The 21,460-nt window shown below is 66.9% G+C and carries 15 protein-coding genes; 5 read left to right on the top strand and 10 right to left on the bottom strand.

Annotation, left to right across the window (positions count from 1 at the left end):
- Positions 1-2: 2 nt before the first annotated feature.
- Complete coding sequence (gene alkB, locus BUE42_RS27480; protein WP_073468474.1) at positions 3-659, bottom strand: DNA oxidative demethylase AlkB; 657 nt, start codon at positions 657-659, stop codon at positions 3-5.
- A 10-nt stretch (positions 660-669) separates the two neighbouring features.
- Complete coding sequence (locus BUE42_RS27475; protein ID WP_143171795.1) at positions 670-1,827, bottom strand: hypothetical protein; 1,158 nt, start codon at positions 1,825-1,827, stop codon at positions 670-672.
- A gap of 110 nt (positions 1,828-1,937) precedes the next feature.
- Here BUE42_RS27475 and BUE42_RS27470 point away from each other — a divergent pair, with 110 nt between their 5' ends.
- Positions 1,938-2,804, top strand: coding sequence for a GGDEF domain-containing protein (locus BUE42_RS27470; protein WP_073468472.1), 867 nt, complete (start codon positions 1,938-1,940; stop codon positions 2,802-2,804).
- 4 nt (positions 2,805-2,808) lie between these two features.
- Here BUE42_RS27470 and BUE42_RS27465 read toward each other — a convergent pair whose 3' ends face one another.
- From BUE42_RS27465 to BUE42_RS27445, 5 genes are all read right to left on the bottom strand, one after another.
- Entirely contained in the window at positions 2,809-3,240 is a 432-nt protein-coding gene (locus BUE42_RS27465; RefSeq protein ID WP_073468471.1) for a hypothetical protein, read from the bottom strand.
- Between the two features lie 402 nt (positions 3,241-3,642).
- The gene (locus BUE42_RS27460; RefSeq protein ID WP_073468470.1) at positions 3,643-5,259 is read right to left on the bottom strand and encodes a DHA2 family efflux MFS transporter permease subunit; all 1,617 of its coding nucleotides are present in this window, start codon (positions 5,257-5,259) and stop codon (positions 3,643-3,645) included.
- 38 nt (positions 5,260-5,297) lie between these two features.
- The gene (locus BUE42_RS27455; RefSeq protein WP_073468469.1) at positions 5,298-6,647 is read right to left on the bottom strand and encodes an HlyD/EmrA/EmrK family protein; all 1,350 of its coding nucleotides are present in this window, start codon (positions 6,645-6,647) and stop codon (positions 5,298-5,300) included.
- 61 nt (positions 6,648-6,708) lie between these two features.
- Positions 6,709-8,217 carry an efflux transporter outer membrane subunit gene (locus tag BUE42_RS27450; protein ID WP_073468468.1) on the bottom strand — a complete coding sequence of 503 codons (1,509 nt, stop codon included), beginning with the start codon at positions 8,215-8,217 and terminating at the stop codon, positions 6,709-6,711.
- Positions 8,218-8,335: 118 nt separating this feature from the next.
- Positions 8,336-8,824, bottom strand: a complete 489-nt coding sequence (locus tag BUE42_RS27445; protein WP_073468467.1) for a MarR family winged helix-turn-helix transcriptional regulator — start codon at positions 8,822-8,824, stop codon at positions 8,336-8,338.
- Between the two features lie 146 nt (positions 8,825-8,970).
- Between BUE42_RS27445 and BUE42_RS27440 the strand changes: the two genes are divergently transcribed.
- The 3 genes from BUE42_RS27440 (at position 8,971) to BUE42_RS27430 (ending at position 12,643) form a co-directional block, all read left to right on the top strand.
- Complete coding sequence (locus tag BUE42_RS27440) at positions 8,971-10,788, top strand: ABC transporter transmembrane domain-containing protein (RefSeq protein ID WP_073468466.1); 1,818 nt, start codon at positions 8,971-8,973, stop codon at positions 10,786-10,788.
- Positions 10,789-10,924: 136 nt separating this feature from the next.
- On the top strand, positions 10,925-11,587 hold the full coding sequence (locus BUE42_RS27435) for a YiaD family glycine zipper/OmpA-like lipoprotein (RefSeq protein ID WP_073468465.1): 663 nt from the start codon (positions 10,925-10,927) through the stop codon (positions 11,585-11,587).
- A gap of 84 nt (positions 11,588-11,671) precedes the next feature.
- A complete protein-coding gene (locus BUE42_RS27430) occupies positions 11,672-12,643 on the top strand; it encodes a thymidylate synthase (RefSeq protein ID WP_073468464.1) in 972 nt (323 codons plus the stop codon).
- Positions 12,644-12,649: 6 nt separating this feature from the next.
- On the opposite strand, the gene BUE42_RS27425 is transcribed toward BUE42_RS27430, so the two are convergent.
- From BUE42_RS27425 to BUE42_RS27415, 3 genes are all read right to left on the bottom strand, one after another.
- Entirely contained in the window at positions 12,650-13,426 is a 777-nt protein-coding gene (locus BUE42_RS27425; RefSeq protein WP_143171794.1) for a hypothetical protein, read from the bottom strand.
- Positions 13,427-13,480: 54 nt separating this feature from the next.
- Positions 13,481-17,290, bottom strand: coding sequence for an RHS repeat domain-containing protein (locus BUE42_RS27420; RefSeq protein WP_083614646.1), 3,810 nt, complete (start codon positions 17,288-17,290; stop codon positions 13,481-13,483).
- A gap of 95 nt (positions 17,291-17,385) precedes the next feature.
- The gene (locus BUE42_RS27415) at positions 17,386-20,376 is read right to left on the bottom strand and encodes an FG-GAP-like repeat-containing protein (RefSeq protein WP_159445504.1); all 2,991 of its coding nucleotides are present in this window, start codon (positions 20,374-20,376) and stop codon (positions 17,386-17,388) included.
- A 290-nt stretch (positions 20,377-20,666) separates the two neighbouring features.
- Here BUE42_RS27415 and BUE42_RS27410 point away from each other — a divergent pair.
- Positions 20,667-21,460: porin (locus BUE42_RS27410; RefSeq protein WP_143171793.1), on the top strand; the 794-nt coding region annotated here is incomplete at its 3' end.

Genomic DNA, 21,460 nt, shown 5'->3' with positions numbered 1-21,460 from the left:
GTTCAAAGCGCTGCCCGCCTGAACGTCAGGTTGATCCGCGAGCGCCCCGTGGCCGGATGCTCGCCATCGACCAGCGGCGCGACGCCATGAAACGCCAGCCGCGTGGCCCCGCCCCACACGACGACATCGCCATGTGCCAGCCGCAGCCGCTTCACCGGCTGTTGGCGCTGCGTTCCGCCGAACAGGAACACCGCCGGCAACCCGAGCGACACCGACACGATCGGCGCGCCGTAGTCCGCTTCATCGCGGTCCTGGTGCAGCGACAGGCGCGCGCCCGGCGCGTAGAGGTTGACGAGGTTGGCGTCCGGCTCGAAACCGTCGAAGCCCGCGCAGGCGGCCGCATGCACCGCCAGTTCGCGAAAGCTGCGCGGCATCGCCGGCCAGGGCGCGCCGCTCAGCGGATCGGTGGCCTGGTAGCGGTAGCCGCGCCGGTCGGACACCCAGCCGAGCGGCCCGCTGTTGGTCATCGCGACCGACATGCGCTGCCCGCCCGGCGTCACCAGATGGCGCCACGGCGCGGCCGCCAGCACCGGCTGCAGGTCGGCCAGCAACTCGGGTGCCCGCGACAGCGCGAGCCGGCGCAGCAGCACCGCACCGTCGGCGATCACCTGCTGCGACGGCGGCCCGTCGTCGATCGGATCGAACAAGTCTGCGGTCACGGCGCCCCGGTCACTGCGCCCGCTGGAACCCGGCGTCCGGCGTGAACCAGCCGTCGCTGACCGCCTTCACGTCCAGCGTCCTCACCTCGTAGCTGTAGCTCAGCAGCGGGCCCCCGGCGGGCTTGCCGTCGCCACCACCGCCGCCCATCAGCCCGCCCAGCAAACTGCCGACGCTAGGCGCCGAGGTGTTGCCGCGCGCGGCCGACGCGTCGTCGCCGCAGGCGTTGCCGTCGGCCGTCCACGCCAACGTCATCGCCATCGGGTAGCCGCGCACCTTCTTCAGCTCGTTGCCCCAAGCTGCGGTGGTCTTCGCGTTGGCACCGCCCAGGTTGCGCAGCAGCGCGCCCATCGAGCCCATCACCTCCTTCGGCAGGTACTTGCCGAACGGATGCTCGCCGCCGGCCGACACCGCGGCCGCATGGCGCGACTGGAAGGCCTGCGTGATCGCCTGCACCTCCTTCACCGCGCCGACCTCGGGCGTGGTCCACAGGTCGAGCTGCACCCGGTTGCTGTTGCGCCGGCCCTGCGGGTCCTCCAGCTCCATCACCCAGTTGATCTGGAAGCGCTCGCTGTTGTAGGCGCTGATCGCCTTGCGCTCGCCGGTCGCCACCACCTTCAGCTCGTTCTTCTTCAGCACCAGCGGGCAGGACGGCTCGGACGGCTTCGATGGCTGCTCGGGCGGCTTCGGCTTGTCGGGCTGCGGCTGCGCCGGCCGCGGGCAGCCGGTCAGCGGGCATTCGGTGTAGGTCTTCTTCGCGATGTTCTGCGTCCACACCAGCTTGCGGTCGAGCCGCGTGATGTCGGACGAGCGAGTGTCGCCGGCGAAGGTTCGCAGCAGGCGGTTGTCGAAGCTCAGCACGCTGTCGTTGCGGCGCATGTCGGTGCGGGTTTCGGTCAGCTGCTGGCCGCGCATCACCGGCATGATCGCGCCATCGATCGCATACGTGCTGTTGAGTACCGCGGTGCGCGCGGCGGGCGCGGCGCTGGGCACCTCGGGCAGCGTGGCCGCGACGGCCGGTGCGGCGGCCGGGGCCTCGGCACCTGCGGGCGCCGGGGCGGCCGCGCCGCCGAACGGGTTCGGCACATTGGCGCAAGCCGTGAGTGCCAACGCAGCGGCCAACGAAGCCGACAACGGAACAAGACGCGCGGCGCTCTGGGGCAGGTTCATGGGATCTCCCGGGGTGGAGGCGGCATCCTAGCGTTGGATGCCCGGAAGTGGCGGACCGCGCGCCTGCTTCTCCGCACATCGGGGGGCGGCGGCAGGTCGACAATTCGTGCGTGATCCACCCCGCCCACCTTCCGCGACCGCGCCTGCGGACGCTGCGCCCGCAGGCCGGCGTGGGGATTGGCGTGCTGCTGACGCTGGTGTCGCTGGCGCTCCGGCCGCCGTGGGCCCTCGGCTGGAGCATCGGCATCGGCCTGCTGTGCGCGCTGGCGGCCTGCTGGTGGATCCCGCTGCTGGTCGCGCCGGTCGAGGAACCCGCGCAGGCGCTGCGCCGTGGCGACGGCGCGCCGCGTCCGCCCGGTGTGCAGCCCCGGCGGCGCAACAACGTGCAGCAGATCGCCGCCACCGTCGTCCGCCTGCAGGACACGCTGACGGACCGCGACCCCACCGTGCCAACGCTCGAACAGCGCGCGCTGCGCGACCCGCTGACGGGCCTGTGGAACAGCAGCTTCCTGGCCGAGATGACCGAGCGGCTGGCCGACGACGTCGCGGCTGCCCGGATCGAGGTCTGCCTGCTGTGCCTGGCCCTGGACGGCTTCCAGCCCATCCACGCGCGCCACGGCCACGAGGCCGGCGACCAGGTGCTGGTGCAGGTGGCCAGGCGCCTGCGCAAGCTGGGCCGCGCGCAGGATTTCGCGTTCCACCTCGGCGGCGACGAGTTCCTGGTGCTGATCACCTGTCCGCCGGGCGAAGGCGCGGCGCTGTCGCGCACGCTGGCCGAGCGCATCGTCAACGACATGCGCCGGCCGATGAACTACCTGACGCTGAACAACCTGCGTGTCGGCTGCAGCATCGGCGCGGCGGTGTGGCCGACGCACGGCCTCGCGTTCGCCGAGGTGATGCACCACGCCGACGAGGCACTCTGCGCGGCCAGGAACGCCGGGCGCGGGCAGTTCAGGCAGTACGCCCTGGCCGCCTGATCGATCAGGCGAAGCTGCGGCAGTCGGAAAGTGGCAGGCCGCAGGAGCGAGGGTTCTCGGCGGCGAGCCAGGCGTCGGCCACTTCGGTCGATCGATCGAGGAAGCGCTCGACCCAGACCATGAAGACCTCGATGTCGAGCCCGGTCATCGGCATCGCCGACATGCTCAGCATCTCGCCGGTGTAGCCGTTCCAGCAGACCTCGAAGCGGGGATCTTCCTGCTGGGCGCGCGACACGCAGCCCCAGTAGCCCTCGTGCGCCGGGGCCGCGACCAGCGAGTGGCCGACCTGCGTGCCGATGCGAACGCACTCGCAGCGGGTGTCGAGGAACAGGTCGACGGCGAAGCGTTCGTTGCAGACGAAGCGTGCCTGGTCGGCCACCACGTCGAAAGGCGAGCTTCCGATGCGGCGGGCGAATTCGTCCAGGAGGATCTGCAAGGCGCTCACTTACCACTCGCGCTGTGAAGGCTTGCGTCAGTAACGCGGGCACGTGTTCGGTTCCATGCGCCGAAGCGAACGAGCAGACGGGGTGGGGGTCACATGTCTGCCGCTGGCGAGTGAACCGATGACGCGGAGGCGTTACTCAGCAAGCGGCCCTACCCGGGCATTCGAATCAACGTCTACCCTGACTCGGAAATCACATGCGTCCTGTATCGCCATGCACCGGCACACTGCCCACCGGCAGAGAGTTCAGCGTCCCCAAGGTGCTTGTCATGAAGAATCGTGCCGCCGGGCACCTCTTCTTCAAACACAGCATCCTGCCCGTCGCGGCCTCGGACAAGCCCTTCCGGGAGCAGTACCAATTGGACGACCGCGACACGCCGCCGCCCTAGCCCTGGCTCAGTGAGCCCCGCCCCCACCGCCGCCGGCCCCGCCCTTCTTGGGCCGCGTCAGCCACACCAGCCCGATCAGCAGAATGAACAGCGCTGACGACAGGTAGAACAGGTCGGTCGCGGCCATCGTGTAGGCCTGCTGGTCGACCAGCCGGTTCACCGTCGCGAGCGCCTGGTCGGGGCTGTAGCCGGTGGCGCCGAGGTTCGACAGCGTCTGCGTCGCGGCAATGCTGTTGCCGTTCACCGTCTCGGCAATCTGCGCGTGGTGCAGCACCGCGCGGTTCTCCCACGCCGTCGTGAAGATCGACGTGCCGATCGCGCCGGCGGTGATCCGCACGAAGTTGCTCAGCCCGGCCGCGGCCGCCATCTGGTGCGGCTGCAGGCCCGAGAAGATGATCGCCTGCAGCGGGATGAAGAAGAACGCCATTGCCGCGCCCTGCAGGATCGTCGGCACCAGGATGGTGTTGAAGTCGGCCTGCGTATTGAAATGCGAGCGCATCCACAGCACCAGCCCGAAGCCGAGGAAGGCCACCGTGGCCAGGCGCCGCGGATCGACCTTGCCGATGTTCTTGCCGACCCACGGCGACAGCAGGATCGCCAGCACCCCCACCGGCGCCAGCGCGATGCCGGCCCAGGTGGCGGTGTAGCCCATGTACTGCTGCAGCCACAGCGGCATCAGCACCACGTTGCCGAAGAACAGGCCATAGCCCACCGACAGCGCCACCGTGGCCAGCCAGAAGTTGCGCCGCGCGAACAGCCGCAGGTCGACGATCGGGTTCTTCTCGGTCAGCTCCCACGCGAGGAAGAACAGGAAGCCGACGACCGCGACGACGCCCAGCGTGATGATCTGGCCGGACTGGAACCAGTCGAGCTCCTTGCCCTTGTCGACCATCACCTGCAGCGCGCCGACCCACAGCACCAGCAGGCCCAGGCCCACGTAGTCGAGCGGCACCTTCTGCGGCAGCGCATCGCGGGTGCGGTAGATCGACCAGGTGAACATCGCCGCGAGGATGCCGACCGGGATGTTGATGTAGAAGATCCACGGCCACGAGATGTTGTCGGTGATCCAGCCGCCCAGCAGCGGGCCGACCACCGGCGCGACGAGCACCGTCATCGCCCACATCGCCATCGCGGTGCCGGCCTTGGCGGCCGGGTAGCTCGCGAGCAGCAGCGTCTGCGACAGCGGGATCATCGGGCCGGCCACCAGGCCCTGCAGCACGCGGAACGCGATCAGCGTCTCGATGTTCGGCGCGAGGCCGCACAGCCACGACGAGAACACGAACAGCAGGATGCTGGCCATGAACAGCCGCACCGGGCCGAAGCGGCGGGTGAACCAGCCGGTCAGCGGCACCGAGATCGCGTTGGCGACGCCGAACGACGTGATGACCCAGGTGCCCTGGTTCGGGCTGACGCCCATGTCGCCGGCGATGGCCGGAATGGAGACGTTGGCGATCGAGCTGTCGAGCACGTTCATGAACGTGGCGAGCGACAGCGCGATCGTGCCGAGGATCAGCTGGCTGCCGGTCAGCGGCGGATGGGCCGCCGGACGCGGCGGCGCGACCGGGGCGGGCGCGGGTGCCGGCGCGTCGGCGCCGGACACCGCATCGGCGGTGGTGGATGACATGGGGAAAGGCTCCGCTGTGCTTGCAGGGCTTGTCAGGCTTATTGCTTGACCGGGGTCAGCTTGACGGCGGCGGCCACGGCCGACGAGGCGACCGTCTCGCCGCTGGCCGCAGCCGCGGCCGGCGCGGCCACCTCGCTGCGGCGCGCCACCTTGGTGTCGGCCTTCAGCGCATGGCCGAGGTTGCTCGCGATGATCTTGCGCACCTCGCCGTCAGCCGACTGGTTGACCAGGTCGAACACCGTCGTCTGCGCGATCGCCGAGCTGCGCTGCACGTCGGCCAGCATCTTGCCGTCGGTGTTGCTCACGTCGACCTTGGCGTCCATCGACAGGCCCACGCGCAGCGGGTGCTCGGCGAGTTCCTTCGGGTCGAGGGCGACACGCACCGGCACGCGCTGCACCACCTTGATCCAGTTGCCGGTGGCGTTCTGCGCCGGCAGCAGCGAGAACGCCGAGCCGGTGCCGGCGCCCAGGCCTTCGATCTTGCCGCGGTACTCGACCTTCTTGCCGTACACGTCGGCCTGCAGCGTGACCGGCTGGCCGATGCGCAGGTTCCTCAGCTGGCTTTCCTTGAAGTTCGCATCGACCCACAGCTGGTTCAGCGCGATCACCGACATCAGCGGCGCACCGGCCTGCACGCGCTGGCCGACCTGCACGCTGCGCTTGGCGATGTAGCCGTCGACGGGCGACAGCAGGTCGGCGCGGCGCAGCGCCAGGTAGGCCTCGCGCACGCGGGCCGCGGCGCGCTGCACGTTCGGGTGCTCCTCGACCGAGGTGTTGTCGGTCAGCGCCTGGTTCGACGTCAGCTGCTCGCGCGCGGCCAGCGAGGCCGATTGCGCGGCGGCGACGGCGCTCTTCGATGCGGCGAGCTGCGCGTTCGCGTGGTTGAACTCTTCCTTGCCGACGGCGCCGCTGGCGACCAGCGGGGCGCGGCGGCTGACGTCGTCCTGCGCCCGGACCAGGTCGGCCTGCGCACGGGCCAGGTCGGCCTCGCGCAGCGCGATCTGCGCCTTCAGCGTCGAGTTGTTCGCGAACAGCGTGCGCACCTCGCGCACCGTCTGCGCGAGCTGGGCTTCGGCCTGGTCGAGCGCGACCTGCGCATCGGCCTGGTCGAGCCTGACGAGCGGCTGGCCGGCCTTCACGAAGTCGGTGTCATCGGCGTTGATCGCGAGCACCGTGCCGCCGACCTGCGGCGTCAGCTGCACGACGTTGCCCTGCACGTAGGCGTTGTCGGTCGATTCGTAGTGGTTCAGCACCAGCGCGTAATAGGCGCCATAGGCCACGCCGATCACGGCGACGGCGGCCGCGACGGCGGTCAGGGCCTTCTTGCGGGTCGGGTTGCCGGCCGGGGCGACTGCGGCGGGAGCGGTGTTGTCTTGGGGGGAGGTCATGAAAGGTTCTCCGGAGGTCTTGCTGTGTTCGTATTGAAATTCGGATCGAAGCGGCTCGGGATCAGAGCGCCTGCGCGGTGCGCACCGGCGCGGCCGCGGTGGCCGTCTTGGCTGCCACCGTGTAGCCGCCGCCCAATGAGCGGATCAGCGCCACTTGCGTGTCCAGCGCACGCGCCTTCAGGTCGGTGCCCAGGCGGCGCTGCGTCAGCACCGTGGACTCGGCGTTCAGCACGACCAGGTAGGTGCCGAGGCCGGCCTTGTAGCGCTGGGTCGCGATGTCGTAGGCGGCTTCGGCCGACACCTGCGCGCTGGCCTGTTCCTTCTGCTGGCGCTCGATCGATTGCAGCGAGCTGATCTGGTCGGCCACGTCGCGCACCGCGTCGAGCACCGCGGCGTTGTAGCTCTCGATCGCCAGGTCCAGGTCGGCCGACTTGCCGCGCAGGTTGGCGCGCAGCCGGCCGCCGTCGAAGATCGGCAGGCGGATCGCCGGGCCGATGCCGTACTGCTGGCTGTCGGACTTCAGCAGGTTGTCGAGTCCGATGCTGGAGAAGCCGGCAAAGCCCGTCAGGCTGATGTTCGGGTAGAACTGGGCACGCGCCGACTTGACGTCGCTGGTGGCGGCCTCGACACGCCAGCGCGCGGCGCTGATGTCGGCGCGGCGGCCCAGCAGGTCGGCCGGCACGTTGGCCGGCAGCGGCACGGCCTGCACCGGTTGCAGGCGCGGGTTCAGCGTGTCGAGCGCATTCGGCGCCTGCGCCGTCAACGCGGCCAGTGCATGGCGGGTCAGCGCGATCTGCTCGTTCAGCGCCTCGACCTGCTGGCGGGTCTCGGGCAAGGCGCCCTCGCCCTGGCGCAGTTCGACCGTGGTGTCGAGCCCGGCCTGCACGCGCTGGCGAATGAGCGACAGGATGTCGTCGCGTTGCTGCAGCGAGCGGGTCGCGACATCGCGCTGCTCGAGCAGGCGCGCCAGTTGCACGTAGTTGCGCGAGACGTTGGCCGCCAGCAGCACGCGCGCCGCCTGCAGTTCAGCCTCTTGCGCACGCTGCGAGCCGAGGGCGGCATCGAGCGCGGCACGGTTGCGGCCGAAGAAGTCGAACTCCCACGACGCAGCGGCCTGCAGCGTGGCCGTGGTCTGCATCGTGCCGCCGATCGGGGGCGGCACCAGGCCGGTTTCGGTGAAGCGCTGGCGGGTCGCGTCGAACTGGCCGGTGACCTGCAGGCCGTCGGCCGCCGCCACGTTGTCGATCGCGGCCTGGGCACGCGTGATACGGGTCTGCGCCACCTTCAGGGTCGGGCTGCCGGTCAGCGCCTTGTCGACCAGGCCGTTCAGCGTGCTGTCGCCGAACGACTGCCACCAGCTGGCCTCGATGGCCGGCGACACGGCATCGGCCTGGTCAGCCAGGCCGACTGCGGTCGGCTCGACCAGCTTGGCGCCCGGCGCAATGCCGTTGGTGCTGGCGCAGCCGGCCAGCGTCAGCACCAGCGTGGAAGCCAGCGCCACCACCAGCGCGGTCAGCGCCGGAAGCTCGCGGTGCGCGCGCAGGGCCTGCAAGGAAGGGATCGCGGACATGAGACCAGACTTTCTGTCAGATGATTGTTTCGGCTGTATTTGCTCAGGCAAGCATTGGGACGACATGGTCCACCTCGTTCGACTTTTCGTGTGATTGACGGGTGTCGCGCGGCCGGCCTCAGGCCTCGTCGCGCAACGCCTCTCCGTTGGCCAGCATGCGCTGCAGGTAAATCTTCAGCGCCTGCCATTCGGTCTTCGAGAATCCGGCCAGATGGGCGTTCAGCACCTCCGCCAGAACGGCGGGCACCTCGGCGATCGAGGCCTCGCCTTCCGGCGTCAGCTCGATCTCGACGACCCGGCGGTCTTCGGTGCTGCGCACCCGCTTGCACAGGCCCTTGCGCTCCAGCCGATCCAGCAGGCGCGTGGTGGCGCCGGCATCGGACTGCAGCCAGCGCGCCAGCTCGGCGACCGTCGCCTTGCCCTGGCCCGAGTGGAAGACCTTGAACAGCGGGCCCCATTGCGCGCTGGTGAGACCGTGCTCGCCCAGCTTGCTGTCGACCTGGGAGCTGATCGACAGCATGATCCGTTTCATCAGGTAGCCCACGCTCTCCTCGGCGCAATACGCGTCGCGGTTGTAGAAGTCGGCGGGAACGGGGCTGCGGCTCATGGCGGTCGGATGGGGTCCGTTGGCTATCTCGATGCCTGGACTTTATTTGCTTAGGCAGTCATTGTCAAGGCCGCCTTTGCCCCGGCCTTGTTCGGCTACAGTGCGTGGCGCCTTTTCGCCACAGCTTGCCGATACGGCTCCTCCCGATGCCCACTTCTTCCACGACCGCGCCCTCGAACGCGCCCACTGCGGCGGCCACCCCGGCGCCCGCTCGCGACGTCCGATCCCTCAGCGGGCTGATGCCCTTCCTGCGGCCGTACCGCGGGCGCATCGGGCTGGCCGTCGTCTTCCTGGTGATGGCCGCGGTGGCGACGCTGGTGTTCCCGGCCGCGCTGAAGTCGCTGATCGACCAGGGGCTGGTCGCCTCCGATCCCGGCGAGCGGCTGCTCGCGCTGCGTGGCCACTTCTTCGCGCTGTTCGGCGTCGGCGCGGCGCTCGGGGTGTTCTCGGCGGCGCGCTTCTACATGGTGACCTGGCTCGGCGAGCGGGTCACCGCCGACCTGCGCAGCGCCGTCTACGCCCACGTCATCGAGCAGAGCCCGGAGTTCTTCGAGACCACGCAGACCGGCGAGGTGCTGTCGCGGCTGACCACCGACACCACGCTGGTGCAGACCGTGGTCGGCTCCAGCCTCAGCATGGGCTTGCGCAACACGGTGATGGGCCTGGGCGCGATGCTGATGCTGATCATCACGAACCCGCTGGTCATGACGCAGGTGCTGGGCATCCTGATCATCGTGGTGCTGCCGTCGCTGTACTTCGGGCGGCGCGTGCGCAAGCTGTCGCGCGCCAGCCAGGACCGCGTCGCCGATTCGAGCGCGATCGCCGCCGAGGTGCTGAACGCGGTGCCGGTGGTGCAGAGCTACACGCAGGAGGCGCGCGAGGCGAAGCGCTTCAGCGACTCGACCGAGAACGCCTTCGCCACCGCGGTGCGCCGCACGCGCGTGCGCTCGGGGCTGGTCGCCTTCATCATCACCGCGACCTTCGGCGCGCTGCTGTGGGGCCTGTACCAGGGCACGCAGGCGGTGATCGCCGGCCAGGTCAGCGCCGGCCACCTGGGGCAGACGGTGGTCTACGTGATCATCCTCGTCAGCTCGGTCGCGGTGCTGGCCGAGGTGTATGGCGACCTGCTGCGCGCGGCGGGCGCCACCGAGCGGCTGATGGAGCTGCTGGCCACGAGTTCGTCGATCGCGTCGCCGGCGCAGGCCGCGGCGCTGCCGGCCACCCGCGGCGGCTCGGCGGTGGCGCTCGAAGGCGTCAGCTTCCGCTACCCGTCGCGGCCGCAGCATGCGGCGCTGGCGGATTTCACGCTGCAGGTGCGGCCGGGCGAAACGGTCGCGCTGGTCGGGCCGAGCGGCGCCGGCAAGAGCACGGTGTTCCAGCTGCTGCTGCGCTTCTACGACGTGGCCGAGGGCCGGGTCGCGGTCGACGGCGTCAGCGTGCGCGACACCGCGCTGCAGGCGCTGCGCCAGCGCATCGGCATCGTGCCGCAGGACAGCGTGATCTTCTCGGCCAATGCGCTCGAGAACATCCGCTATGGCCGGCCGGAGGCGAGCGACGACGAGGTGATCGCGGCCGCGCGCGCCGCGTTCGCGGACGACTTCATCAGCGCGTTGCCCGAGGGCTACCAGACCTTCCTCGGCGAGCGCGGCGTGCGGCTGTCGGGTGGGCAGCGCCAGCGCATCAGCATCGCGCGGGCGATGCTGAAGAACCCGCCGCTGCTGCTGCTCGACGAGGCCACCAGCGCGCTGGATGCCGAGAGCGAGCGCATGGTGCAGGCCGCGCTCGAATCGGCGATGAAGGACCGCACGACGCTGGTGATCGCGCACCGCCTGGCCACGGTGCAGCGCGCCGATCGCATCGTCGTGATGGAGCACGGGCGCATCGTCGAAACCGGCACGCATGCGGAACTGGCGGCTGCCGGCGGGCTCTATGCGCGGTTGGCGGCGCTGCAGTTCGATCTGTGACGCCTCGTTGTTGACACCCCGGCTGTAAGCGCCGGCCGACATCAACTGTTACCGACGGCCGACAGACAGCTGTCAAACGCGCGGTCGATACTCGCTGTCCGCTCGCGCGCACGAACCTTTTTTCCAGGAGAAGACCATGAACACCCTCACCTTCCGATCCACCGCGCTGATCGTCAGCGCTGCCGCCGCCGTGCTACTGGCCGGCTGCGAAAACATGAGTGAACGCCAGAAGGGCACCGCCGTCGGTGCCGGCGCCGGCGCAGCAGCCGGTGCCGTGCTTGGCTCGGTGACCGGCGGCAAGGCCGGCACCGGCGCGGTGATCGGCGGCGCGCTCGGCGCGGTGGCCGGCAACATCTGGTCGAAGCGCCAGGAAGAACGCCGCGCCCAGATGGAGCAGGCGACCAAGGGCACCGGCGTCGAGGTCACCCGCACCGCCGACAACCAGCTGAAGCTGAACGTGCCGAACGACGTGTCGTTCTCAACCGGCAGCGCGACCATCAAGCCCGAGCTGCGCGCCGTGCTCGACCCGTTCGCCGAGAGCCTGAAGAACGACCCGAACGTGCGCCTGAGCATCGTCGGCCACACCGACAACACCGGCTCCGACGCGATCAACAACCCGCTGTCGCTGGAGCGCGCCCACAGCGTGCGCGACTACCTGAGCACGCGCGGCGTGGCCGCGAGCCGCATCGAGACCGCGGGCCACGGCGAGCGCGAGCCGGTGGCCGACAACGGCAGCGAAGCCGGCCGGGCGAAGAACCGCCGCGTGGAGCTGTTCCTGCGCGAGCCGGGCCAGTCCTGATCCCCAGGATCCTGTGAAGTGCGGGCGCTTCGGCGCCCGTTTTTCATTGCCCCGATAATCCCGCCTTCGTTCAGAAGCCCCCCCATGAAACAGTACCTCGACCTCGTCCAGAGCATCTTCGACCACGGCAGCTGGCAGGACAACCGCACCGGTGTGCGCACGCTGAGCATCCCCGGCGCCACGCTGCGCTTCGACCTGCAGCAGGGCTTCCCGGCGGTGACGACGAAGAAGCTTGCGTTCAAGTCGGCGGTTGGCGAGATGGTGGGCTTCCTGCGGGCGAGCCGCAGCGCGGCCGAGTTCCGCGCGCTGGGCTGCAAGGTGTGGGACCAGAACGCCAACGAGAACCCGCAGTGGCTGGCCAACCCGTATCGCCTGCAGGCCGACGACCTCGGCCCGGTGTACGGCGTGCAGTGGCGCAACTGGCCGGCCTACAAGGTGATCGACGCAACGCAGACGGCACAGATCGACGACGCGATCGCGCGCGGCTACCAGTTCACCGCGGTGTTCGACGACGGCGAGGCCGAGCGCGTGCTGCTGTACAAGGCGATCGACCAGCTGCGCCAGTGCCTGGACACGATCATCAAGGACCCCGGCAGCCGGCGCATCCTGTTCCACGGCTGGAACTGGGCGCAGCTCGACGAGATGGCCTTGCCGCCCTGCCACCTGCTGTACCAGTTCCTGGTCAGCCAGGAGAAGCGCGAGATCTCGCTGTGCCTGTACATCCGCAGCAACGACGTCGGCCTGGGCACGCCGTTCAACCTGACCGAGGGTGCGGCGCTGCTGCACCTGGTGGGGCGGCTCACCGGCTATACGCCGCGCTGGTTCACCTACTTCATCGGCGACGCGCACATCTACGAGACCCACGTCGACATGCTGCGCGAGCAGCTGACGCGGACGCCGTTCGCATCGCCGCAGCTGCAGTTGTCGGACCGCATTCCCGACTACGCGAAGACCGGGCGCTACGAGCCGGAGTGGCTGGAGAAGGTCGAGCCGTCGGACTTCTCGCTGGTGGGGTATGAGCACCATGCGGCGTTGACGGCGCCGATGGCGGTTTGAACGCAGTTACTCGGCCATGCGCCTTCTGAGAAGACTCAGGAATTTGCACTGCGCATAGAAAGAGAACGCGACCGCCAAAGGCGTCTTGTTCCACTCGGAGTAGAGGTAGCCACCCGGGGCGAATGCGTTCAAACCTAAAGGTTTGGACGATAGATCGGGAAAGAGGTATTGAAGGACAACATGCCCGCGCTTCTCGATAGCGTGCAGATCCATCAGCCTCATCACAACAGGAACCGGCTCGTCGATACCGCTTTCGAATTCGGCGAAATCGCCACTCATTTTCAAATTTCCCTTGACCCGATAACCTTCGCTCTCGGCGATCCGCCGGATTATCTGGATCATGCGCTGGCGAGGATTCGATGGGCCGATGAGAATTTCCAGTTTCGGACGGAAATGTTCCATTTCCATTATTTTCTGCTCCCTGAATACATTCAACCATTTGTCGTCGGTGTCGGAATCAAGCTTCAGGAACAGGTTGTAATTCGGATCAAGCGATACACCCGGCGGCGGGCTGCCGAAGTTGGCTGCGAGCATCTCCAGGTAAGGCGACCTTTCGTCCGGTGAAAGCGTGTCCCGCATGACAGGACGCCATGGAAATTTCAGGGCCGTATGCTCCAGCATGACCTCGTCCAAATAATGGTCGTAGGTCTGTTCTGCTGTGCCCCTGCTTCTCATCGATTCGATGGTCCCAAGGTAGATCTCGGGCAGCTTGAACCCCAATGACGAGAAATCACGCCTGACATCGGAAATTTTCTCGAGAAGTACTCGCGCAAAACGTGTCATGACGTGCTTCACTTTTATGACAATGACCGCACCTGCGGCGTATCTGCTTCTAATTCAATTGTATCGATCCCGATCGCGCGGAGAACCTCCGGGCAACGGAAGAATGTTGAACTTGTATATTGTGACAGGCCTTTGGTACTCGAACCTTTCGTAGGTAATCAACCCATGACCTTGATTCGTGTATTGGTAGTCAACATCGCCTATCGACAAGGTGAACTTCTCATTGACCGCAAAGCCCTTGATATCACTACCCCGCGTCAGATTCGTTTCCGGTTGGGTATAAGCATCGAGCGCCTTCTCGCCCATTGCAATCCCATGCCAACTAAATCTTTTGATTTCCCATACCTCGAGAGTCTTGGCATCGGCGATGTCGAATCTACCGTCAACACAGGCGTCGAAGTTGGCACACTTGGCTTCTACCACATAACCTTTCTTTTCGACCCAGTCCTGCAGCAACTTATGCGCCTCCTGACCGTGCATCATCAATTCAAGCTCATGCGCCCAATGGTTGAAAAGATAACCATATGCCGCGGTCTGAGCACCATTCGAGAATTTGCCGCCACCTAGTGCCGAAGCGGTCCCGCCCAGGGTGGCGGCCATTGCCAAGTTGGCGACGGTGCCCCAGCCTTCATCCTTGACGGAGAAGCCATAGTTGGACCATGCAGCACCGGCACCGGCCGCCAGAGCTCCGTGTCGACATTGCCCACCGCCGGCCATGGACGACAGGCAACCAACCGCGACGTGAGCCAGCACATTCTCATACCCGCTCGGGAACGCCGAGCCGACCATGTTGAACGCAATCGCCGTCCCCAGGCTGACAGCCCCAGCGTTCAATGCCGCATGCATGTCCCCCGTGCTCTGATAGGTGTAGTAGCTGGACCAAGCCGCCGAACCCACGGGGCCGCCGTAGAACGACGCCGCGATCGACCCCACCGTGTAGGCCCACTGGTGCGTCATCACATAGCGATCGACTGCCGCCTGCCCCGGCAGGTGATGGACCTGGTTGAACAGCGACTTCGTGACGTTCTGCGTTGTGCGCCCGTTCGGCTGCCAGAAGCAGTCCATGAAGCAATAGCCGCTCGGGTCCGCGCCGTTCAACGGGCTGTTCCACGCATACGCGTAGCGGTTGTAGCTTTGCTGGCTGTTCGGCGACTGCACGCCCGGATCCGCGCTCATGAACCGGCCCAGTGCCGGGTCGTAGATGCGGCCGTTCATGTTGATCAGGCTCACCTCGTCGAGGTGCTCATGGCCGGTGTAGCCCCGGTCGGTGCTGCTGGCGGTCAGCGTGCCGTTGCCGTCGGTCTGGCCGGTGCTGTTGCGGCGCTTGCCGAACGGCTCGTAGGCCATGCGCTCGATCGGCGTGCCGACCGCATTGGTGACGACGCTGACTGAGCCCAGGTGGTCGGTGTGCCAGTACTGGATGCTGGTGTTCGCGATCGTGGTGCACGGATCGGTCGTGCACACGATCATGCCGATCGACATGCCACCGGCGCTCAGGTAGTGCTTCTTCCTCGTGCCGGCCACGCCGCTCTCTTCTTCGTAGAAGAGTCCCGACCCGTCCGGCGAGTTCAGGTACACCGTGGTGCGCTGCGACACGCCACCGAGCAAATAGGTTTCCTTCACGCGCTCATGCTCACTGCCGTACAGGTAGGTGAGCTGCGTGCTGTTCTGGCTGATGCTCGACACCTTGTCGAAGCTGGTCCACGCCATCGTGCGGCCGGCCCCCGACACCAGGTTGCCGTCGGCGTCGTACTGGTATGACGGCACGGCCAGGCCGTTGACGAAACCGCTGACGTTCGCGACCGCATGCGGGCGATTGCTGCCCGAGCCGCTGGGGTTGTAGTTGTAGGTGTTGGTGGCGCCGCTTTCGGTGCGGGTCAGCATGTTGCCGATCGCGTCGTAGGTCCACGCGATCGCCTGCGACGGCAGTCCCCCGCCCGATCTGGTTTCGCTGAGAACCCGGCTCAACTCGTCGTAGGCGTAGCTGGAGTTCACGGTGGTCAACATGTCGACGCGGGTGCTCAACGCGCCGGCATCGTCATAGGTGTGAACCAGGTTCTGGACGCTGTTGCCGCTGCCGGCACGGGTGATGTTCAGCCGCCCCGACCCCGGGAAGAACTGGTTGCTCGTCGTGACCGTGTTGCCGTACGTGAACTGCGTCAACTGCCCACTCGCATTCGACGCATCGGCGGTCCAGAGGGCTTGGCCGTTGCGGGTGTCGACCAGCTGCTTGAGGAAGCCCAGGCCCGCCGTGTAGACGTTGCGCGTCACGAGCCCGGTGGGGTATGACTGCGTGTCGACCCGTCCATGCACGTCATAGGTCACGCCCGCCGCGTAGGCCGCGCCGATCGTCGTCGTCGCGCTCTTGAAGCGCCCGAATTCGTCGTAGACGATCTTGCGCGATGTGTCGTTCGCAGCCGTCACTTCGCAGAGCTTGCCGGTGCCACGACCACACGCCTGGCCGTTCGCGTAGGAGTCGTAGCGCCAGGTGCTGGTGGCATCGGGCTCGACGCGCTGCGTCAGCCGTCCCAGCACGTCGTAGGCCATCGTGGTCCAGTCGGGCAGCGCTTGCGCCACGGTGCCGGTACCGGTCGATGCCGGGCAGGAGGCCAACGCGTTGCTGCCGCGCATCCGCGGGCTCTGCTGCGCCTTCAGCTGGCCCAGCGCGTCGTAGCAATAGCCCCAGACGCCCATGTCGGCGTCGTACAGCGCGGTCTTGCGGCCGCGACGGTCGTAGACCAACGAGGTGATGTTGCCCTTCGAGTCCGCCGTCTGCACCAAGTTGCCGACTGCGTCATAGGTGCGGAGCAGCACGTTTTTCGCAGCGTCGGTGATCTTGACGACCTGCCCGAGGACGTCGCGCTCTTCGGTGGTCGTATGCGACAGCGGATCCTTGACGGTCGTCACAAACTGGTCATAGGCTGTGGTCGTCGACACGATGCCGGTCCCGGCGTCATCGGGAGAGTCGACGCGGGTCACCCGGCCCAGCTGGTCGCGCTGGAACACCGTCCAGTACTTCGTCTGACCGTCGAAATACGCACGGCTCTGGCGATAGACGTTGCCGTTGGCTTCGTACTCGGTGTCTTGCAGCACCAGTTGCGACGCGCCATTGATGTCGGAGCCCTGGGTCTCGACACGCGTGGCGCGGCCCAGGCTGTCGTAGTAGGTGCGCACGTAGGGACCGTTGGCGGCCCATGCCGTGTCGGAGCTGAAGTGGATCGGCGTGGCCGTCACGGCATAGGCGCTGGCAGCGCCGCCGACCGCCGGACAAAAGAGTGTCCCGCCGTTGATGCCGGAGCAATACTGGTAGGCCCAGGTGGTGCCGTTGCCATCTGCGCGGTGCTCGCGGATCTTGCGACCGAACCCGTCGTAGGTCCAATTCGTCGTCAGCTGGTTCGGCCCGGTCGAACTCGTCACCCCCCCCAGCTGGCGGTCGTAGACGCGCGTCTCCTGCTGCTGGAGCGCGTTGGTCGCCGTTTTCACGAAACGCGGATCGTCCGTGTCATACACGCTGCTGGCCGCACGTTCCGGAAATGCCGCGGCGGCACTCGGTGCGGCTGCCTCCACGACAGCACCTGGCGTAGAGCCAGCGCTGCCGTTGCAGTTGCGCGTCTTGATCGATGCCTTGCGGCCATACGGATCGAAGCCGTACTCGGTGACCACGCACAGGTCCGCAAAACCCGGCTCGACCACCTCCTTCTTCAGCAGCCCGCTGACCGGGTCGTAATCGAACGAACTGGTGCGCGTGATGGTCTCGACGGCCGACGCCGCGTGCGACACCACGAGGCCGCAGAGCAGGATGCCCACCAGCGACAACCCGCGCCAGACCCCGCGCCCTTGCTCCCTGTGCCTGTCATTGCTCATCGAAGGCCTCCCTCTCGGCTTGCCGCCGTCCGCTCACAGCGGACGGCGTGTCATCGGTTCTTGAATGTCTGCGAATCGTCAGAGACATTCGCGCGTCAGTCGTCGAGCAGGATGCTCAGAATCACCTGCAGCACCGATGCGGGCAACTGGGGCGGGGGTGCAGGCGGCAGCCCACCCGTGCCCTGCACCACCGGCGCCGGAATGTCCGGGCCCGTCGAGGTGACCGTGCTCTTCAGCAGGCGGCCCAGGTACCAGTTGCCCAGGTCGGGGGCGGCATAGGTGTTGACGACGGTCTTGGCATAGCCCGTCGCGTTGCCGTTGGCATCGAGCGTCGAGGTGATGATCCGGCCGACATTGCCGTAAGCGTCCACGTCCAAGGTCTCGGTGCGCGTGCGCGGCATCGGCTTGCCGTTCAGCTCCCAAGTGCGGGCCTCCACCGTCTTCGGGTAGACGAAGTAGCGCTTGCCCGGGCCGACCGTGCACGGCGCGGGCGGGATCGTCGTCGACGCCGGATCGATGCAGTCGTAGGTCGTCGTCGTGCTGCCGAGGTTGAAGCCACTGGCCAGCGAGAGCCCCTGCAAGGCCTGGGTCGTCATGCCGGTGTACGGGAAATTCAGGTTCGAGATCGTCCGTGTCACGACACCCGTTGCCTCATCGACCGACTGCAGCCAGTTGAACCCGAGGAAGCCTCGGCCGTTGCGCTCCATCTGCGCGGAATCGTAGCTGTAGCTCGTCTTGCGAAAACCGCCCAGGCCGTCGGAAACCTGCGACGCCGTCACCACCTGCATCGGCGGAATCACAGTCCAACGCCCATCCACGGACGACACCAACATCGAGTAGCTCGACACCAACTTCCCGAAGACCTCGGCAAGGCCCTTCAGCGTCCACGATACCTCGCCTCCCAGCCCGTTCAAGATGCGATCGCTGCCCTGGAACCTCGTGGGATACCAGCCTGTGAAATGGCCCAGATCGTCGTTCATGTGGATCAGGTCAGTTTTGTAGCCGTCGCCCATCGTGTCCATCGCGAGCCACCGACCGCAGGTCAGACACTGGTCACCCACCCCCGCGTTTCGCGGACCCGACACAGCGAATGTTCCATCGCCTCTCGACCGCCACAATTGAAACTCGTAGTTGTTCGTCGTCAGGTGAATCAAGTCGTTGAGCCCATCCCCATTGACGTCGACCACCTGCCAGCTGCCGTTCGCGAGATTGGTATCGACTACCGAGGTGAACTGAGAGGCAGCGAAGGTGCCGTCCCCTTTGGCAAGCCACATCACGAGGCCGCCCGTCGTGCTGCTGAGGTTGATGAGGTCGGGCAAGCCGTCGCCGTTGACATCGAGGACTTGCCAAGCACTTCCGTCATTACTGGTCACCGCACCCGGGTTGGCCGATTTCACGATGTTGAACGTGCTGTCCCCATTCGACATCCAAGTCACGATGCCGGCATACCCGGAATTCGGAAACAGCCCGAGGAGGAACTTGTTGGAAAGATGAATCACATCGGCACGACCGTCACCGTTCAGATCCATGGTGAAGATCGGGCCGGATCCGGGCGTCCCAATGAAGTCCCCGGCGCTGTTCGACACCTGGGTGACTACGAACCCATTGCCCGGCGTTCCAGTGGACCGCCATACGAAGGCCCCTGCGATGGAGGTCGCCGGAAAGTGCATCAGATCGGGCAGGCCGTCACCGTTCACATCAAGCACTCGCCAAGTTCCCTCGGTCAATTGCCTGTCGACCGTGTTGACCGGTTGCGGTGAGATCGCAAATGCTCCTTGCCCCGTCGAGAACCAGAAGGAGAAGTTCCCGGAGTTGTCCTTCAGGTGAATCAGGTCCTGGATACCGTCGCCGTCCACGTCCATCACCTGCCACGAGCCCACCGTCAGGTCCTCATTCGTGGTGTATTCGGTCACGTTGAAGGTGCCGTCGCCCTTCGAGAGCCAAATGCTGTAGTGACCGGCACTGTCCTTCAAGTGCACCAGATCCGAGATGCCGTCATGGTTGATGTCGATGGCTTGCCACGAACCACAAGTCGCGAGGCATAGATCCGCCGGCGAGGGACTGTCCCCCGATCCGAAGCCAATCGACCCGGGTGCGCCCGACGGGGCCTGGATCACGATTTCAGGCAGACAACCGGCCGACGCGGAGCACACCTTGATCGATTCGATGCGTGAGCGCGTTCCCTGCGGTGCCGCCACATAGGTCAGCTGATAGCTCAGCACGTTCACGCCGACGGAGTTCGTCGCGATGGCGCGCAGCCGAAGTCGATTGGTGACAGGGAAACCGGCCTGATAGCCGACGTTGCCATCCGTGCGGATGGTCTCGTACGCGAACTGCACATTGCTCGCCGGCAGCAAGCCCGTCGTCGCATTGCCCGTGTAGTCGATCTGCAGCGGGTAGTACCCGCCGTTGAACACGCCGTTCGTCGTGTCCTTCTGGTAGGTCACGGTCAGCGTGTTGCCCTTGGTATCGACGATCTTGTTGAGGGGCCACGCACGAATCACGAGCGGCGTCTTGCCCACCACCTCGATGCTGCTGTCGGCACTGTTGCCGAACTCCATCGTCAGCCCGGCCTTGGTCTTGACGACGAAGCTGGTCGGCCCGCCTCCGGCCGCTGCGCCGTTGGCCACCACCTTGGAGAAGCTCTCGAGCTCGGTGCGGTACTCGGACCCGGCCGCACCATAGGTGCCGGCCACCACCATCAGCCGCTGCCCATCCAGGCAGAAGCGGTCGGACGACGTGTAGTTGACGCCGGTCTGCGCGCCGTCCTGCGGTACGGTCTGCGGACACCGCGTGATCTGCGACAGCCCCGACACATTCCAGCCGACACCCAAGGGGCCATTACCCGAGCGGCTGTTGTACCCGAGCGTCAGCGACGGCTCGATGCCGGCGATGCCGGGCGGCACCTGAATCGGAATGCCATAGGTCGCGGCACCATCGGGCGAGACCGAAAAACTCCCGGGAATCGCCATCTGTGCCTGCGCAACGCTGGCCAACAACGCACAGGCCACCAGCGCCGCAGCGCGGCGCGCCACCTGCCATGCGGGCACGCCACCACGAGCGTGCAACGCTTCCATACGAAACATGTTGTCCTCCCTGACGGCGACCGGCGGTCGCCTCCGTACCCGCGTGCTATGGCGCTTCAACCGGCCTTCTGTGGAAGCCTCGCGCTCGTCTGGCCACGCTGCTTCGCATCGGAGGCAGCATGACGGCAGAGGGCGCAGCTTATCGCAAGCCCGTGACGGGCCACAAGCGCAGCCGCCGCGCCTGACTGCGCGATGAACGGAATCTGACAAACGCGTCATCTTCCGGTCAGGTTCCTGTACGGGACGGGTTTCTACGATGCGGGCCTACCACCCCCTCGGAGAAAACTCGAATGAAGTTCGCCACCTTTGCCGTGACCGCGGTCGCACTGGCCGCCTCGGCCGCTGCCAACGCGCAAGACGCACAACAATCCACCACCAACGTGACGCTGTACGGCGTCGCCGACGCCTACGTGCAGATCGCCAATGGCGCGGCCAACCTGAGCCGCGTGCAGTCCGGCGGCCTGCAAGGCTCGCGCTTCGGCCTGCGCATCACCGAAGACCTCGGCGGCGGCCTGCGTGCCCTGGCCGTGCTCGAGAGCGGTGTCAACATCGACGACGGCACCAACGGCCAGAACGCCTTCTGGGGCCGCCAGTCGTACGTCGGCCTCGGCTCGGCGCAGCTCGGTACCCTGACCCTGGGTCGCCAATACGGCAGCATCTACAACCTGTCGAGCGACTTCAGCGAGTTCTCGAACGTCTCCACCGGTGCCAGCACGGCGGTGATCGGCGGCTTCGGCGGCTACGAGCCGGTGCGCGGCGGCACCACCTACAGCGCCACCGGCAACGGCGGCCCGGCCCGCATCAACAACTCGGTCAAGTACGAGTCGCCCACCTTCGCCGGCTTCAAGGCCGGTGCGCTGTGGGGCTTCGGTGAAACCACCGGCGCCACCAACGACCAGCGCGTCGCCGACATCTATGCCCGCTACAGCGGTTACGGCTTCGATGCGATGGTCTCGTTCGTCGACGACAAGCAGGACCTGACGTCGCAGGACGTGCGCACGACCTCGGGCGCGGTCGGCTACACCTACGGCGACTGGCACGGCACCGCCGGCGTGATCGCGGTGAACGACCGCAGCGCGGTGGA

Source organism: Rhizobacter sp. OV335, from assembly GCF_900142965.1.
Taxonomy (GTDB): domain Bacteria; phylum Pseudomonadota; class Gammaproteobacteria; order Burkholderiales; family Burkholderiaceae_C; genus Rhizobacter.
Note: the sequence above shows the minus strand (reverse complement) of the source record. Positions and strands in the feature narration are given on the sequence as shown.